The following is a 14,083-nucleotide window of genomic DNA, read 5'->3' on the forward strand; positions in this document are numbered from 1 at the left end:
GCCCGGGTGGGCGGGCCCTGCCCGTGGCGTTGGGTCAGCTGTACGCTTTGCCGGTGGTCTGGGCGACGTCGGCCACTTCGCTCTTGACTTCCTTGACAACCTCGCTGTGGCCGCCGAGTTGTTCGAGTTCGTGGGCGAGTTCGGCCAGTTCCGCGCCGCCGGCCATCTGCGCGGTGAGCTCGTCGAGGGTGATGTCCTTCTTGTCGTAGTAGCCGATGGACTTGCCGCGTTTGAGGAGCAGGAACCGGTCACCGACGGGAAAGGCGTGGTGCGGGTTGTGGGTGATGAAGATGACGCCCAGGCCGCGGTCGCGGGCCTGCAGGATGTAGCGCAGCACCACGCCGGACTGCTTCACGCCCAGGGCCGCGGTGGGTTCGTCCAGGATCAGGACCTTCGCGCCGAAGTACACGGCGCGGGCGATCGCGACGCACTGGCGTTCACCGCCGGAGAGCTGGCCGATGGGCTGCTCCACGTCCCGGAGGTCGATGCCCATCTCGGCCAGTTCATGCTTGGTGATGTCCTTCATCTGCTGCACATCCAGGCTCTTGAACGGCCCGAACCCGGAGGTCAGTTCGGAGCCGAGGAAGAAGTTCCGCCAGATCGGCATCAACGGGACGACGGCGAGGTCCTGGTACACGGTGGCGATGCCGACATCGAGCGCGTCACGCGGGGAGGTGAATTTCCGGTCCTCCCCCATGACCTTCAGGACGCCGTGGTCGTGCTGGTGCAGGCCGGCGATGATCTTGATCAGGGTGGACTTGCCGGCGCCGTTGTCGCCCAGGACGCAGGTGACGCGGCCGTTGTCCACGGCCATGGTCACATCGCTGAGCGCGACGATGTTGCCGTAGTTCTTCCCGACCTTTTCCAGGGCGAGCAGGTGCACCGGGGTGTGGGTCAGCGGGTCCGTTTCGTTCTGCAGCAGGGTCTGCTGGTCGATCTCTTTGGCATTCATGTTCTCGGAGGCCCCTTTACTTCAGTTCCGCGCGGCGCTTGACGATGAGATTGACGATGGTGGCCAGCAGCAGCATCAGGCCCAGGAAGAACTTGAACCAGTCCGGGTTCCACTGCGCGTACACGATGCCTTTGTTGGCCATGCCGAAGATGAACGCGCCGATCGCGCCGCCCACCGCCGAGCCGTAGCCGCCGGTCAGCAGGCAGCCGCCGATCACCGCGGCGATGATGTAGAGGAACTCGTTGCCCACACCCTCACCGGACTGCACGGAGTCGAACGCGAAGAGGTTGTGCATGCCCAGGACCCAGCCGCAGAAACCGACCGCCATGAACAGGCCGATCTTGGTCTTGGTGACCGGAACACCCACGGCGCGGGCGGCGTTGGCGTCGCCGCCGGCGGCGAAGATCCAGTTGCCCACCTTGGTGCGCAGCAGCACCCAGGACGCCACGGCCACCAGGACGATCCAGAAGAACACGGTGATCTTCACTTCAACACCGGCAATGTTCACCGACGAAGCGAAGACCGCCCGGGCCGAGGCAAAGCCATCCATCTGCGCGATCGACGGGGACGATACACCGTTGGAGATCATGCGGGTCAGGGCCAGGTTCAGGCCGGTCAGCATCAGGAACGTGGCCAGCGTGACGATAAAGCTGGGCAGCTTGGTCTTCACCAGGATCCAGCCGTTGATGAAACCGATGGTGAGTGACACCACCAGGGCCAGGGCAACACCGACCCAGACGTTGAGGGAGAAGTACCACGCAAACATGGAGGCGGTCAGTGCGGAGCTGATCACTGCAACACCGGTGGAGAGGTCGAACTCGCCGCCGATCATCAGCAGTGACACGCCCACCGCCATGATGCCGATGGTGGAGGATCCGTACAGCACAGTCGCGAACGAGCTCGGCTGGATGAAGGTGGATGAAACCACTGAGAAGAAAACGAACAGGACTATTGCGCCTACCAGGGCGCCGACTTCGGGCCGCCCGAGCAGCTTCTGGAACGGGCTGCGGCGGCCGATCCGCTCATCCGGTGCCAGCGGGGCCGGCTTGGCTAACGTCTGTGTCATGGAAACTCCTTGTTGGTCTGGCTGCGGGAGAACCGATGGCCGGCCCTCCCGCGGCCAGGGATGCCTGCTGGTTAGCGGACGCCCTGCTGGGCGAATTTGAGGACGTCGGCGGCGGAGTCCTTGTCCACAACAGTGGGGCCGGTCAGGACAGGCAGTCCGCCGCCCACTTCGAAGCCGCCACGGTTGAACTGCCACAGCGCATCGATGGAGCCGTATCCCTGCAGCCAGGGCTGCTGGTCCACCGTGAACAGGACCGTTCCGTCCACGATCTTCTGCGCCAGGTCGGCATTCATGTCGAACGACGCCGCCTTCGCGGAGCTGCCGGAGTCGGCGATGGACTTCAGCGCGGTCAGGGTGATGGGGGCGCCGAGGCCGATGATCGCGTCAGCGTCCTTGGTGGCCTGCAGCTTGGCCGTGATGGTGGAGGAAACTTCGGTCATGTCGCGGCCGTTGACATACAGGATCTCGGTGCCGGCTACCTTCGCCTTCACGCCCGCGCAACGCGCTTCCAGGCCCACGTGGCCCTGCTCCTGGATGATGCAGATGGGGTGCTTGAAGTTCAGCGAAGCCAGCTTCTCACCGACTGCCTGTCCGGCGAGCTTTTCGTTTGAGCCGAAGTGGGTGAAGGCTCCGAGCTGCTTGGAAGCGTCTTCACCCGCGTTGAGGCTGACGACGGGGATGCCGGCGTCAGTGGCTTTCTTCAGGGCATCCTTCAAGGCGTCCGGCTTGGCCAGGGTGACCGCGATGCCGTCCACCTTCTGGTCAACGGCCTGTTCGATCAGCTGGGCCTGGCGGCCGCCTTCCGGATCGGAGGTGTAGAGCAGTTCCACGTTGTCCTTCGCGGCGGCTTCCTCAGCGCCCTTGCGGACGATGTCCCAGAAGGTGTCCCCCGCTGCGGCGTGGGTGATGAGGGCGATCTTGATGCGCTCGGTGGTGGCCACCTGGCCGCCGCCTGCGCCGCCACCGCTCTCGGCAGGCTTTCCGCCCGTGCTTGAGCAAGCGCTCAGCGCCATCATCGGCACCACCGCCGCAACGAGAGCCGCCTTGCGCCAGGAAAATTTTGCCACGTTAATCTCCTTTGATCTCAGGTTCCGGGCTGCCACTCTGCAGCCGCCGGAGCACTGTCTACCTAGATCATGGTGATTCAGCTCACTAATGTCAATAGTTTGTCCTGACATTAGGATGTTTTGACGTGAAACGCTGGCATAAGACACCAAAAACGCCGGGGATGACGGCTGATGCCGACATCCCCGGCGCCGCGGTGAGAGCCCTTGATCAGCCCTGGGGGCACGCTCCTCAGCCGTGGAAGCTGGCGGGATGCGGCCCGGTGCGCCCGTCCCGTTCCAGGGCGTCAATGGCTTCCAAATCCTCCACGGTGAGGGTGAACCCGAAGACATCCAGGTTCTCCCGGATCCTGGCGGGGGTCACCGATTTGGGAATGACAACCCTCCCCTGCTGCAGGTGCCAGCGCAGCACAACCTGCGCCGGGCTACGGCCATGCCGTGCTGCGATATCGACGACGGCGGGGTGGTCCAGCACCGCACCCTGCGCCAGCGGGCTCCAGGCCTCGGTGGCTATGCCGTGCGCATCACCGAACGCCTGGACGTCGCGCTGCTGCAGGGCAGGGTGGAGCTCCACCTGGTTGACCGCAGGAACTGTTCCGCCCAGCTCAATCACCCGCTGCAGATGCTCAGGGAGGAAGTTGGAGACTCCGATGGCCCGGACCCTGCCGTCCGTCAGGAGCTGCTCCAGGGCCAGCCACGAGTCGGCGTACCTGCCGGATTCCGGAGCAGGCCAGTGGATCAAATAGAGGTCAAGGTAATCGAGCCCGAGCCTGGCCAGGCTTGCGTCGAACGCGGCAAGGGTGGCCTCGCGGCCGAGGTCGTCAATCCAGAGCTTGGAGGTCACGAACAGCTCCTCGCGGGTGATGCCGGACCCAGCCAGCGCGCGGCCGGCGCCTTCCTCGTTTCCGTAGATGGACGCCGTATCGATGCTTCGGTAGCCGGCGGCAAGGGCGGCGCTGACCGCCGCCGCGGTTTCGTCGTCGGGCACCTGGAAGACGCCGAAGCCGAGCTGCGGCATTTCCACGCCGTTGTTGAGCGTGACGGAGGGTATGGAAGTCATGGCTACTCCTGTGTTGGTGGTCTTCAAGTCAGCGGGCACCGGCGGGCGCTTCAACACCGGCGGGTGCTTCAACAGCGGCGGGTGAGTCGCCACCAGCGGGTGCGGGGACTGCCGCCGTCGTACCGTTGTCGGCGCGCCTGCCGGCCTTGGCGGCGGCGAAAGCCATCACACCGAGCCCGAGGACGGTGATCACCGCACCGGCCCAGATCGGTGAGGTGTAGCCGAGCCCGGCCGTGATGGTCACGCCGCCGAGCCAGGCGCCAAGGGCGTTCCCCACGTTGAAGGCACCGATATTGGCACCGGACGCCAGGGTGGGGGCGCTGCTGGCGTACTTCATGACGCGCATCTGGAGTCCGGGGACCGTGGCGAATCCGAAGCCGCCCATCAGCACGATGGAGGCAATGGTGAGGGGCTGGTTGCCGGCAGTCAGGGCGAAGGCCACGAGGACCACCACCAGCACCGCAAGGACAACCAGCAGGGTGCGGTCCACATTGCGGTCCGCGGCCTTGCCGCCCACGGTGTTGCCGACGAACAGTCCGACGCCGAAGAGGATGAGGAGCCAGGGCACCGTGGAGGCTGCGAATCCGGAAACTTCGGTGAGGGTGAAGGCGATATAGGTGAAGGCGCCGAACATGCCGCCGTAACCGAGGATGGTGACCAGGATGGACAGCCAGACCTGGCCGGAGCGGAAGGCGCGCAGCTCGCCCCGGAGGCCGCCGGAGGAGGCTTGGGCAGCCGCGTCGCCGTGGCCGGTCCTGGGCACCAGGGTCAGGATGCCGATCAGGGCGAGGACGCCGATGACCGTGATGGCCCAGAACGTGGAGCGCCAGCCCGCGGCCTGCCCCAGCATGGTGCCGAACGGCACGCCCAGGACGTTGGCGGCCGTGAGTCCGGTGAACATAAAGGCGATGGCACCGGCTTTTTTGGTGGGGGCAACCATGTCAGCGGCCACCACGGCACCGATACCGAAGAACGCACCGTGGGCCAGTGCGGCAACGATCCGGCCGACCATCATCATGGAGTAGCCGGGGGCGATGGCCGAGATCAGGTTGCCGGCAATGAACAGCACCAGCAGGACGGCAAGCACGGGCTTGCGTTCAAAGCGCGTCACTGCCGCGGTGAGCAGCAGGGCGCCGACGACGACAGCGAGGGCGTAGCCGGAGATCAGCCAGCCGGCCGTGGCCTCGCTGACACCGAAGTCGGCAGCAACCTCGGGCAGCAGGCCCATGATCACGAACTCGGTGAGTCCGATCCCGAACCCGCCGAGGGCGAGGGCTAACAGGCCAATAGGCATGGCGAAGCTCCTTCAAAACTGTACGGAATGGGGTAGGGCGCGTAAGCTAGTAGTTGCAGACGCGTTATTTATTGTTGCACAAGCAGATACAGCGCGCAAGCAACTATTATTTGTTGTGCCCCGTTTCACACATCCGCGGGGTACGCCATTTCGAAGGGAAGTACACATGGGCATCAAGGACGACGCCGTTGAAGTCCGCGCGCAAGGGTGGCGGACCCTCGCGGCCCTGCACGGACTGATCGAGTCGGAACTGGAACGCTCGCTGCAGGCCGAAGCCCAGCTGTCCGTCGTCGAATACACCGTGCTCGATGCCTTGAGCCGGCAGGACGGCTGGCACATGCGCATGCAGCAGCTGGCCCGTGCCACCGCACTGAGCGCCAGCGCCACCACGCGGCTGGTCAACCGGCTCGAGGACCGCGGCCTGCTGACGCGGATCCTGTGCGCGGACGACCGCCGCGGCATCTACACCGAACTGACGGAGAGCGGCATCAAGCTGCTGGACGAGGCACGTCCTGCCCACGACGCCACCCTGGAGCGGGCCCTCGCCGAAGCCCAGGAGATCCCGGAGCTAGCCCCGCTGGTCGACGCCCTGCCCAGGCTGCACGCACACGCCTAGGCAGACAACGCAAAAGCCCCGCGCCGCGCCGAAGCGCGCCCGCGGGGCTTTTGCTGTGTGGCCTTGCTTCCGTGCGTGGCCTTATTTCACGTCGGCCGGATCCTTGACCGCCGTTTTCTCGGCAGCGGCGTTCTTGAAGTAGTGCTCCAGGTCCTCGAGGCTCTTGTCCTTGGTTTCCGGCACTACCCGTTTCACCCAGACGATGGCCGCCAGCTGGATGGCAACGAAGATGAAGAAGGTGGTCGAAACGCCGATCGAAGCCACCATCTGCGGGAAGAAGAACCCGATCAGGAAGTTGATCATCCACAGCACGAACACGCAGATGCCCATGCCGATGCCGCGGACATGCAGCGGGAAGATTTCGGACATCGTCAGCCACGTCACCGTGCCGATGCAGGACTGCATGGAAGCCAGGAAGGTCACCATGAACAGCAGCACCAGGTAGCCGCGGAGCGTGCCTTCCGGGATCAGCATGGAGATCAGGCCGATCGCCAGCAGCGACGATGCCGTGCCGGCCAGGCCCACGACCAGCATGGACTTGCGGCGCACCTTGGTCATCAGGGACATGCCGATGATGACGGCCACGACGGACGTCACACCGTTGACCACGTTGGCCAGGAGGGCGCCCTGGTCACCGAAACCGGAGCTGGAGAGGATGGACGTGCCGTAGTACATGATGGCGTTGACGCCGCTGATCTGGTTGATCACCGCCATGCCCAGGCCCACCACGAAGATCCTGCGGATCCATGGCACGGTGAGGTCCCGGAACGTTCCGAGCTTGGACTGGTAGTCCTCGCGGGCCGCCTGCCGCACCTCATCGAATTCGGTGGAGACGTCGGCCGAGGCGCGGGTCTTGCGCAGCACCTCGAGGACCTCGCCGAAGCGTCCGGCGGACGCCAGCCAGCGGGGGCTCTCGGGGAGGAGGAGCATGCCGAACCAGAGGACGACGGCGGGCAGCGTTGCGATGACCAGCATCCAGCGCCACACGTGGGAGGCTTCCGGGAAGGCGTTGCCCAGGACTGCGTTGAAGGTGAACGCCAGGAACTGTCCCGTGACGATCATAAGCTCGTTCTGCGTCACGATCCGGCCGCGCTGGGCGGCCGGCGACATTTCCGCGAGGTACACCGGCACGATCACCGATGCCCCGCCCACGGCCAGGCCCAGGACCGTGCGGGCCAGCACCAGCAGTTCGGTGGTGGGCGCCAGGGAACAGGCGATGGTGGAGAGCGCGAAGATGATCGCCAGCGCCATGATGGTCTTGCGGCGGCCGAACCGGTCGGACAGCCGGCCGGCGGTGATGGCGCCGAACGCCGCGCCGAACAGCAGGGTCGAGGTGACCAGGCCCTCGGTCAGAGGGGTCAGCCCGAGGTCCCGCTGCATGAACGGCAGGGCACCGTTGATGACGCCGGTGTCGTAGCCGAAGAGCAGGCCGCCGAACGTCGAAAACAGGGCCACACGCCGCATGAATCCCTTGGGATTGGGTGTTGCTGCGGCAGAATCCGCCGGGCCGGCCTGCGGCCGGGCCGAAGTACTGGGAAGTGTATTTTCCGTTTGCTTCATAGGGCGGCCGCTACCGGGCTTTCGCGATGTAGTTGTTCATCGTGTCCAGCTGGTAGCGGGAAACCTCGGCGGCGTTCTCGTCCTCGGCGAACACGCTGGAGACCATCACGGTGTCTTGGCGGTCCAGGAAGCCGATCTCCTGCAGGCCGCCGAAGAATTCTTCCCAGTTCACGTCGCCGTCGCCGATCTTCAGGTGCTGGTGGACGCGGACCGCGTTGCCGGGCGGGTTGGTGATGTAGCGCAGGCCGTGCGAGGCGTGGTGGTTCATGGTGTCTGCCACGTGGACCAGGCGGAGCTTGTCCCCCGCGGCGCGCATGATGTCCAGGGGTGCGTTCTTCATGTGGAAGCTGTGCGATGCCACGTAGACCAGGCCCACGTTCTTTGAGTTCAGGCCGCGAATGACGCGGATGGCGGCCAGGCCCTCCTCCACAAAGTCATCCGGGTGCGGATCGATCAGCAGGTCGATGCCCTCGCGTTCGATGATGGGCAGCAGCTCTTCCATGGAGCGGTAGAAGGCGCGCTCGGATTCTTCGGCTTTCTCCGGGCGTCCGCTGAACTCGGTGTTGATGGTGCTGACCCCGAGGTCCACGGTGATCTGGATGACGCGCTTCCAGTAACGGACGGCGGCTTCGCGGGCATCCTCGTCCGGACCCGACCAGCGGAGCACCGGCAGGACCGAGGCGATTTCGATCCCCACATCCTTGCAGGCCTTGTTCAGCTGGCCCACCAGTTCGTCGTCGGCCTTCGGGTGGTTGTAGAACGGGATGAAGTCGGCGTGCGGGGTCATCTGCATGTACTTGTAGCCGAGGTCCGCCACCACCCGGGGAAATTCGAGCAGGCCGTGCGAGTGGTGGAACGGCGTTGGATCAAGTGCGATTTTCACGTGGAACACTCCATTGTGGATGAGTCAGGTTGTGCGAGGGACGGGACGGAAAGGGAAGGGAGCCGCGGCCCCCTTCCCTTTCCTCCTAGCTGTAGAGGGCGGGCTTGGCGTTCAGCTTCACGGCGACCTTTTCGCCGTTCTTCTGCGCCTCGACGCCGGCCTCGCAGCATGCTGCGGTGGCGTAGCCGTCCCAGGCGGTGGGGCCGCCGATTTCGCCGCGGAGGGCGGCGTCCACCCAGGACTGGATTTCGACGTCGTAGGCCGCGCCGAAGCGCTCTTCGAAGCCGGGGGTCACGTTGCCGCCCCAACGGCCGGCGCTGCGGGTGTAGGGGCCCTTGTCGCCGCCGATGCTGACGATTCCGTCTTCGAAGGAGGCCTGCGTGGCCACTTCGTAGCCGAACTTGGCGTTGACGTAGATTTCGACGTCGGCCAGGACACCGGACTCGGTTTCCACCAGGACGTGCTGGGGATCGTGCTGGCCGGCCGGAGCGTTCTTCGTGGCCTTGCCCAGACGGACCTGGACGCTGGTGATTTCCTCTCCGGTGAAGTACCGGATGGCGTCGAATTCGTGCACCACGGAGTCGTTGATCAGCATCTCGTTGGTGAAGCCGGCAGGGGTGGTGGGGTTGCGGTGCTGGTGGTGCAGCATCAGCAGTTCGCCGAGTTCGTGGTCGCGGATGACCTGGCCCAGGGCTGCGTATTCGGCGTCGAAGCGGCGCATGAAGCCCACCTGGATGCGCTTGTGGCCCAGCTTTTCCTCGGCCTCGACGATCTTCCATGCTGATGCGGCGTCCGGGGTGAGCGGCTTTTCGCAGAGGATCGGGATGTCCTTGGCGAGGGCCTTCAGCAGGATGTCCTCGTGCAGGAAGCCCGGCGTGGCGATCAGGACGGCGTTGACGTCGCCGTTGTTGAGGGCTTCGTCGGCGTCGGCCAGGGCCACTGCGCCCGGGATGCCTTCGATGGCAGCCTGTGCACGCGCAAGGTCGACGTCGACTACCGCGGCGACTTCAGCGCCGTGGATGCGCTTGCTGAGGCGCTGGATGTGGTCCGCGCCCATGCGGCCGGCGCCGATGACGGCGACGCGAAGGGTTTCAGTCATTGTTCTTTTCCTTACGTTTCGGGTGCCTGGGCGGCGGTTAGTTGACTGCCGTGCGGGAGCCGCAGGACAGCAGGTAGTTGCGGGTACGCTTGGCGATCGGCATGGGGACGTCGAAGGCCACCGGGTACATGTCCTGCTCCACGATGCCGAAGATGGGCCGGTTCAGTGCCTCCACTGCTTCGATGACGGCGCGCAGGTCGGGCAGCCCGTTCGGCGGCTCGGTCATGACGCCGGCAAGGTTGGCTGCGGCCCAGGTCATGTTTTCCTCGTTGACCTTCTTGAGGATGTCCGGGTTGATCTGCTTCAGGTGCAGGTAGCCGATGCGGTCCGGGTAGTTCTTGATGAGCTCCAAACTGGAGGCCCCGCAGTATTCGGCGTGGCCGGTGTCCAGGCAGAGGTTCAGGTACTTCGAGTCAGTTGCGGCCAGGAGGGTTTCGATGTCCTCCTGGGCTCCGACGTGGGAATCGGCGTGGGAGTGGAACTGCTGCTTGAGGCCGAAGTCCTCCAGCAGGGTCTTGCCCAGCCGGTTGTGCCCGGCGAACAGGTCGCTCCAGGCCTTCTCGGTGAGCTGGCCGCTTTCCACGGCTTCACCGGTGACGTCATCGCGCCACATGGCCGGGATGACCACGATGTGTTCCCCGCCCATGGCAGCGGTGAGCTCGGCGACCTTGCGGGCGGGCTCCCAGGCGGATTCCCACTGGTTCAGGCCGCGGTGGAAGGCGGTGAAGACCGTTCCGGCGGTGACCTTCAGGTCGCGGGCCTTGAGCTCCTCGGCCAGCCGGGCGGGGTCGGTCGGCAGGTAGCCGTAGGGGCCGAGTTCGATCCACTTGTAGCCGGATTCGGCCACTTCGTCGAGGAAGCGCTCCCACGGGGTCTGCTTGGGGTCGTCCGGGAACCAGACGCCCCAGGAGTCCGGTGCGGTGCCGATGATCAGTTTGTTCTCAGTCATGACAGCGTTGTCTCTCTGGGTGTTAGTTGGACGGGAAGTTGTAGGAGGCACCCGAGGCGTGGGTGGGCTCCGGCCAGCGTGATGTGACTACCTTGCCACGGGTGTAGAAGGACACGCCTTCCGGGCCGTAGATGTGCTTGTCGCCGAACAGTGAAGCCTTCCAGCCGCCGAAGGAGTGGTAGGCCACCGGGACGGGCAGCGGCACGTTGATGCCGATCATGCCCACGGTCACAGAGCGCTGGAACTTGCGGGCGTTGGCTCCGGAGGAGGTGAAGATGGCGGTGCCGTTGCCGTACGGGTTGGAGTTGATCAGCGCGATGCCGGCGTCCAGGTCCTCCACGCGGACCACGACGAGCACGGGGCCGAAGATTTCCTCGGTGTAGGCGGTCATTTCGGTCTTGACGTGGTCCAGGACCGTGGGGCCCACCCAGAAGCCGTCCTCGTGGCCGGGGACCACCAGGTCGCGGCCGTCCACCACCATGGCAGCGCCGGCGGCTTCGGCCTCGGTGACGATCTTGACGATGCGTTCCTTGGAGGCGGGCGTGATGACCGGGCCCATTTCGGCGCCGGGCGCGGTGCCGTTGTTGACCTTGACGGCGAGGGCGCGCTCTTCGACTTTCTTGACCAGCAGTTCGGCGGCATCGCCGACGGCGACTGCGACGGAGATGGCCATGCAGCGTTCGCCGGCGGAACCGAACGCGGCGGCAGCCAGGTGGTCGGCGGCGTTGTCGAGGTCGGCGTCGGGCATCACGATGGCGTGGTTCTTCGCGCCGCCCAGGGCCTGGACGCGCTTGCCGTGCTTGGTGGCGGTCTCGTGGACGTACTGGGCGATCGGGGTGGAGCCGACGAAGGAGATGCCGTCCACGTCCGGGTGGGTCAGCAGGCCCTCAACAGTTTCCTTGTCGCCGTGCAGGACCTGGAAGACGCCGTCGGGCAGGCCGGCCTGCTTCCACAGCTTGGCCAGCAGCATGGAGGCGGAGGGGTCGCGCTCGGAGGGCTTGAGGATGAAGGCGTTGCCGGTGGCGATGGCCATCGGTGCCATCCACAGCGGCACCATGACCGGGAAGTTGAACGGGGTGATCCCGGCGACGACGCCGAGCGGTTCGCGGAAGGAGAACACGTCGATGCCGGTGGAGACCTGGTCCGAGTAGTCGCCCTTGAGCAGCTGCGGGATGCCGCACGCGAACTCGATGACTTCCAGGCCGCGGCCGATCTCGCCCTTCGCGTCGGAGAGCACCTTGCCGTGCTCGGCGGTGATCAGTTCGGCGAGGTCATCCACATGCGCGGCGACGAGTTCGCGGAACTTGAACAGCACCGCGGTGCGCTTGGCCAGGGAGATGTCGCCCCAGGAATCGGCGGCCTTGCGGGCCGCGGCCACGGTGGCGTCCAGGTCCGCCCGGTTGGCCAGACGCAGCTCTGCCGAGACGGCGCCGGTCGCGGGGTTGTAGACGGGCTGGGTGCGGGTGCCTTCGCCGGCGGTTTCGGCCCCGTTGATGAAGTGGTTGATCGTGGTGGTGACGGTCGTCGTTGACATGGTGTGGGACTTCCTTGGTCTGTGGGGAAAGAGGGCTGCGTGTCTGGAAATTCAGCCGAGCAGCTTGCGCTGGCGGTTCTTGTGGTCGGTGTAGGTCTTGAAGGCCTGCTGCGTGGAGTCCAGGTCGGAGACCTGGGAGACGGGAACGTCCCACCATGACTCGGAGTTCGGGGCATCCAGCAGGGGGTCGGATTCGACGTGGATCAGGATGGGTCCGCCGCGCTCCGGTGCGGCCTTCGCGTCGCGGATGGCCTGTTCGAGTTCGGCGATGACTTTCTCCCCCGGTTCGATCCGGATCACCTTCACGCCGAGGCTTTCGGCGTTCAGGGCCAGGTCCACCGGGAGGGTTTCGCCTTCGTCGAAGCTGTGCTGTTCCTCGTTCAGGGCGCGGTACTGGGTGCCGAAGCGCTGTGAACCGAGGGATTCCGAAAGGGACCCGATGGAGGCGTAGCCGTGGTTCTGGATCAGGACCACGATCAGCTTGATCCGCTCGGCGACGGCGGTGACCAGTTCGGTGTGCATCATCAGGTAGGAGCCGTCCCCCACCATCACGACGACGTCGCGCTGGGCACCGCCGGCGGCGGCTTCCGCCAGGGCGGCGCGCTTGACGCCCAGGCCGCCGGGGATTTCGTAGCCCATGCAGGAGTAGGCGTATTCCACGTGGTAGCCGAAGGCGTCGCGGACGCGCCACATCTTGTGCAGGTCACCGGGCAGCGAACCGGCGGCGCAAATGACGACGTCCTGGGCATCCATGGCCCGGCTGGTGGCTCCGATGATTTCGTTCTGGGCCGGCAGCGGCGTGAACCGGGTGTCGAACGCTTCGTCAACGGTGGCGTCCCAGCGCTTCTTCTCCGCAGCGACCTGCTGTTCAAGGTCGGCGCCGACGCGGTAGCCGCCCAGCGCCTGGTTGAGCTTGATCAGGGCCTTGCGGGCATCGGCCACGATCGGCAGCGTGGTGCCGTGCTTGTAGGCATCGATGGCAGCGACGTTGATGTTGATGAACTTCACGTCCGGGTTCTGGAACGCGGTCCGCGATGCGGTGGTGAAGTCCTCGTAGCGGGTGCCGATCCCGATGATCAGGTCCGCCTCGGCCGCGATGGCGTTGGCCGCCGTCGTGCCGGTGGAGCCGATGGCTCCGAGGGAGAACTTGTGGTCCCACGGAAGGACGCCGACGCCGGCCTGGGTGTTTCCCACCGGGATGCCGGTGAGGTCGGCGAACTTGGCGAGTTCATCGTTGGCGAAGGCGTACAGGACGCCGCCGCCGGCGATGATCAGCGGGCGCTTCGCGGCGCGGATCGCAACGGCAGCCCGGCGGATGTCCTCGTCGTCGGCGTCGGGGCGGCGGATGCGCCATTCGCGTTCGGCCAGGAATTCCTCGGGCACGTCAAAGGCTTCGGCCTGGACGTCCTGCGGCAGCGAGATGGTGACGGCGCCGGTTTCGGCCGGATCCGTCAGGACGCGGAGACCGTGGTGGAACGCGGAGAACAGCTGTTCGGGCCGGTTGACCCGGTCGAAGAACTTGGACAGCGGCCGGAAGGCGTCATTGACCGTGATGTCGTAGGCGTAGGGCTGTTCAAGCTGCTGCAGGACCGGGTCCGCGGCGCGGGTGGCGAAGGTGTCGCTGGGCAGCAGCAGCACCGGCAGGCGGTTGGTGGTGGCCAGGGCCGCGCCGGTCAGCAGGTTCGAGGAGCCGGGCCCGATCGAGGTGCTGATGGCGAACGTCTGGCGGCGGCGGGTGTGGCGGGCGTAGCCCACGGCCTGGTGGGACTGCGCCTGCTCGTTGCGGCCCTGGTAGTACGGCATGATCGTCGGGTCGGCAGCCTGGTACTGCTTGAGGGCCTGGCCGACGCCGGCAACGTTGCCATGGCCAAAGATGCCGAACGTTCCGGGGATCAGGCGCTCCCGGTAGTCCAGCCCGCCGACGGAATCAACGGTGTACTGCTTGGAAAGGTACTCCACCACGGCCTGGGCCACGGTCATTCGACGGGTTCCGGCGGCGTTGCCAG

The 14,083-nt window shown here is 65.8% G+C and carries 12 protein-coding genes; 1 reads left to right on the forward strand and 11 read right to left on the reverse strand.

Going from position 1 to position 14,083, the window contains the following annotated elements; all coding sequences use genetic code 11:
- Positions 1 to 34: 34 nt before the first annotated feature.
- The 5 genes from AC6JAC_RS17645 to AC6JAC_RS17665 all read right to left on the reverse strand — a co-directional run bounded on the left by AC6JAC_RS17645 (position 35) and on the right by AC6JAC_RS17665 (position 5,436).
- Positions 35 to 952, reverse strand: a complete 918-nt coding sequence (locus AC6JAC_RS17645) for an ATP-binding cassette domain-containing protein (protein ID WP_454697723.1) — start codon at positions 950 to 952, stop codon at positions 35 to 37.
- A gap of 16 nt (positions 953 to 968) precedes the next feature.
- Positions 969 to 2,018 (reverse strand): ABC transporter permease, encoded by a 1,050-nt coding sequence (locus AC6JAC_RS17650; RefSeq protein WP_454697722.1) that lies wholly within the window; start codon positions 2,016 to 2,018, stop codon positions 969 to 971.
- Between the two features lie 71 nt (positions 2,019 to 2,089).
- Positions 2,090 to 3,085 (reverse strand): substrate-binding domain-containing protein, encoded by a 996-nt coding sequence (locus tag AC6JAC_RS17655; protein WP_028271273.1) that lies wholly within the window; start codon positions 3,083 to 3,085, stop codon positions 2,090 to 2,092.
- A 229-nt stretch (positions 3,086 to 3,314) separates the two neighbouring features.
- Positions 3,315 to 4,142, reverse strand: coding sequence for an aldo/keto reductase (locus AC6JAC_RS17660; protein ID WP_028271274.1), 828 nt, complete (start codon positions 4,140 to 4,142; stop codon positions 3,315 to 3,317).
- Between the two features lie 28 nt (positions 4,143 to 4,170).
- Positions 4,171 to 5,436 carry an MFS transporter gene (locus tag AC6JAC_RS17665; RefSeq protein WP_028271275.1) on the reverse strand — a complete coding sequence of 422 codons (1,266 nt, stop codon included), beginning with the start codon at positions 5,434 to 5,436 and terminating at the stop codon, positions 4,171 to 4,173.
- A 166-nt stretch (positions 5,437 to 5,602) separates the two neighbouring features.
- On the opposite strand from AC6JAC_RS17665, the gene AC6JAC_RS17670 reads away from it, so the two are divergent.
- Positions 5,603 to 6,052, forward strand: coding sequence for a MarR family winged helix-turn-helix transcriptional regulator (locus AC6JAC_RS17670; protein ID WP_028271276.1), 450 nt, complete (start codon positions 5,603 to 5,605; stop codon positions 6,050 to 6,052).
- An 81-nt stretch (positions 6,053 to 6,133) separates the two neighbouring features.
- On the opposite strand, the gene AC6JAC_RS17675 is transcribed toward AC6JAC_RS17670, so the two are convergent.
- The 6 genes from AC6JAC_RS17675 to iolD all read right to left on the reverse strand — a co-directional run bounded on the left by AC6JAC_RS17675 (position 6,134) and on the right by iolD (position 14,057).
- A complete protein-coding gene (locus AC6JAC_RS17675; RefSeq protein WP_347899797.1) occupies positions 6,134 to 7,612 on the reverse strand; it encodes a sugar porter family MFS transporter in 1,479 nt (492 codons plus the stop codon).
- 10 nt (positions 7,613 to 7,622) lie between these two features.
- Positions 7,623 to 8,495 carry a sugar phosphate isomerase/epimerase family protein gene (locus AC6JAC_RS17680; protein ID WP_497965793.1) on the reverse strand — a complete coding sequence of 291 codons (873 nt, stop codon included), beginning with the start codon at positions 8,493 to 8,495 and terminating at the stop codon, positions 7,623 to 7,625.
- An 85-nt stretch (positions 8,496 to 8,580) separates the two neighbouring features.
- A complete protein-coding gene (locus AC6JAC_RS17685) occupies positions 8,581 to 9,594 on the reverse strand; it encodes a Gfo/Idh/MocA family protein (protein WP_028271279.1) in 1,014 nt (337 codons plus the stop codon).
- Positions 9,595 to 9,631: 37 nt separating this feature from the next.
- Positions 9,632 to 10,543, reverse strand: coding sequence for a sugar phosphate isomerase/epimerase family protein (locus AC6JAC_RS17690; protein WP_028271280.1), 912 nt, complete (start codon positions 10,541 to 10,543; stop codon positions 9,632 to 9,634).
- Positions 10,544 to 10,565: 22 nt separating this feature from the next.
- Positions 10,566 to 12,077, reverse strand: coding sequence for a CoA-acylating methylmalonate-semialdehyde dehydrogenase (locus AC6JAC_RS17695; protein ID WP_028271281.1), 1,512 nt, complete (start codon positions 12,075 to 12,077; stop codon positions 10,566 to 10,568).
- Between the two features lie 51 nt (positions 12,078 to 12,128).
- Positions 12,129 to 14,057, reverse strand: coding sequence for a 3D-(3,5/4)-trihydroxycyclohexane-1,2-dione acylhydrolase (decyclizing) (iolD, locus tag AC6JAC_RS17700; protein WP_028271282.1), 1,929 nt, complete (start codon positions 14,055 to 14,057; stop codon positions 12,129 to 12,131).
- Positions 14,058 to 14,083 lie beyond the last annotated feature (26 nt).

This window comes from Arthrobacter sp. KUASC02 (assembly GCF_059739395.1).

Excerpts from the sequence above, each read along its gene's own strand:
- iolD (WP_028271282.1), bottom strand. The coding sequence starts at position 14,057 with ATGACCGTGGCCCAGGCCGTGGTGGAGTACCTTTCCAAGCAGTACACC.
- AC6JAC_RS17690 (WP_028271280.1), bottom strand. The coding sequence starts at position 10,543 with ATGACTGAGAACAAACTGATCATCGGCACCGCACCGGACTCCTGGGGC.
- AC6JAC_RS17645 (WP_454697723.1), bottom strand. The coding sequence starts at position 952 with ATGAATGCCAAAGAGATCGACCAGCAGACCCTGCTGCAGAACGAAACG.
- AC6JAC_RS17660 (WP_028271274.1), bottom strand. The coding sequence starts at position 4,142 with ATGACTTCCATACCCTCCGTCACGCTCAACAACGGCGTGGAAATGCCG.
- AC6JAC_RS17685 (WP_028271279.1), bottom strand. The coding sequence starts at position 9,594 with ATGACTGAAACCCTTCGCGTCGCCGTCATCGGCGCCGGCCGCATGGGC.
- AC6JAC_RS17665 (WP_028271275.1), bottom strand. The coding sequence starts at position 5,436 with ATGCCTATTGGCCTGTTAGCCCTCGCCCTCGGCGGGTTCGGGATCGGA.
- AC6JAC_RS17675 (WP_347899797.1), bottom strand. The coding sequence starts at position 7,612 with ATGAAGCAAACGGAAAATACACTTCCCAGTACTTCGGCCCGGCCGCAG.
- AC6JAC_RS17695 (WP_028271281.1), bottom strand. The coding sequence starts at position 12,077 with ATGTCAACGACGACCGTCACCACCACGATCAACCACTTCATCAACGGG.
- AC6JAC_RS17650 (WP_454697722.1), bottom strand. The coding sequence starts at position 2,018 with ATGACACAGACGTTAGCCAAGCCGGCCCCGCTGGCACCGGATGAGCGG.
- AC6JAC_RS17670 (WP_028271276.1), top strand. The coding sequence starts at position 5,603 with ATGGGCATCAAGGACGACGCCGTTGAAGTCCGCGCGCAAGGGTGGCGG.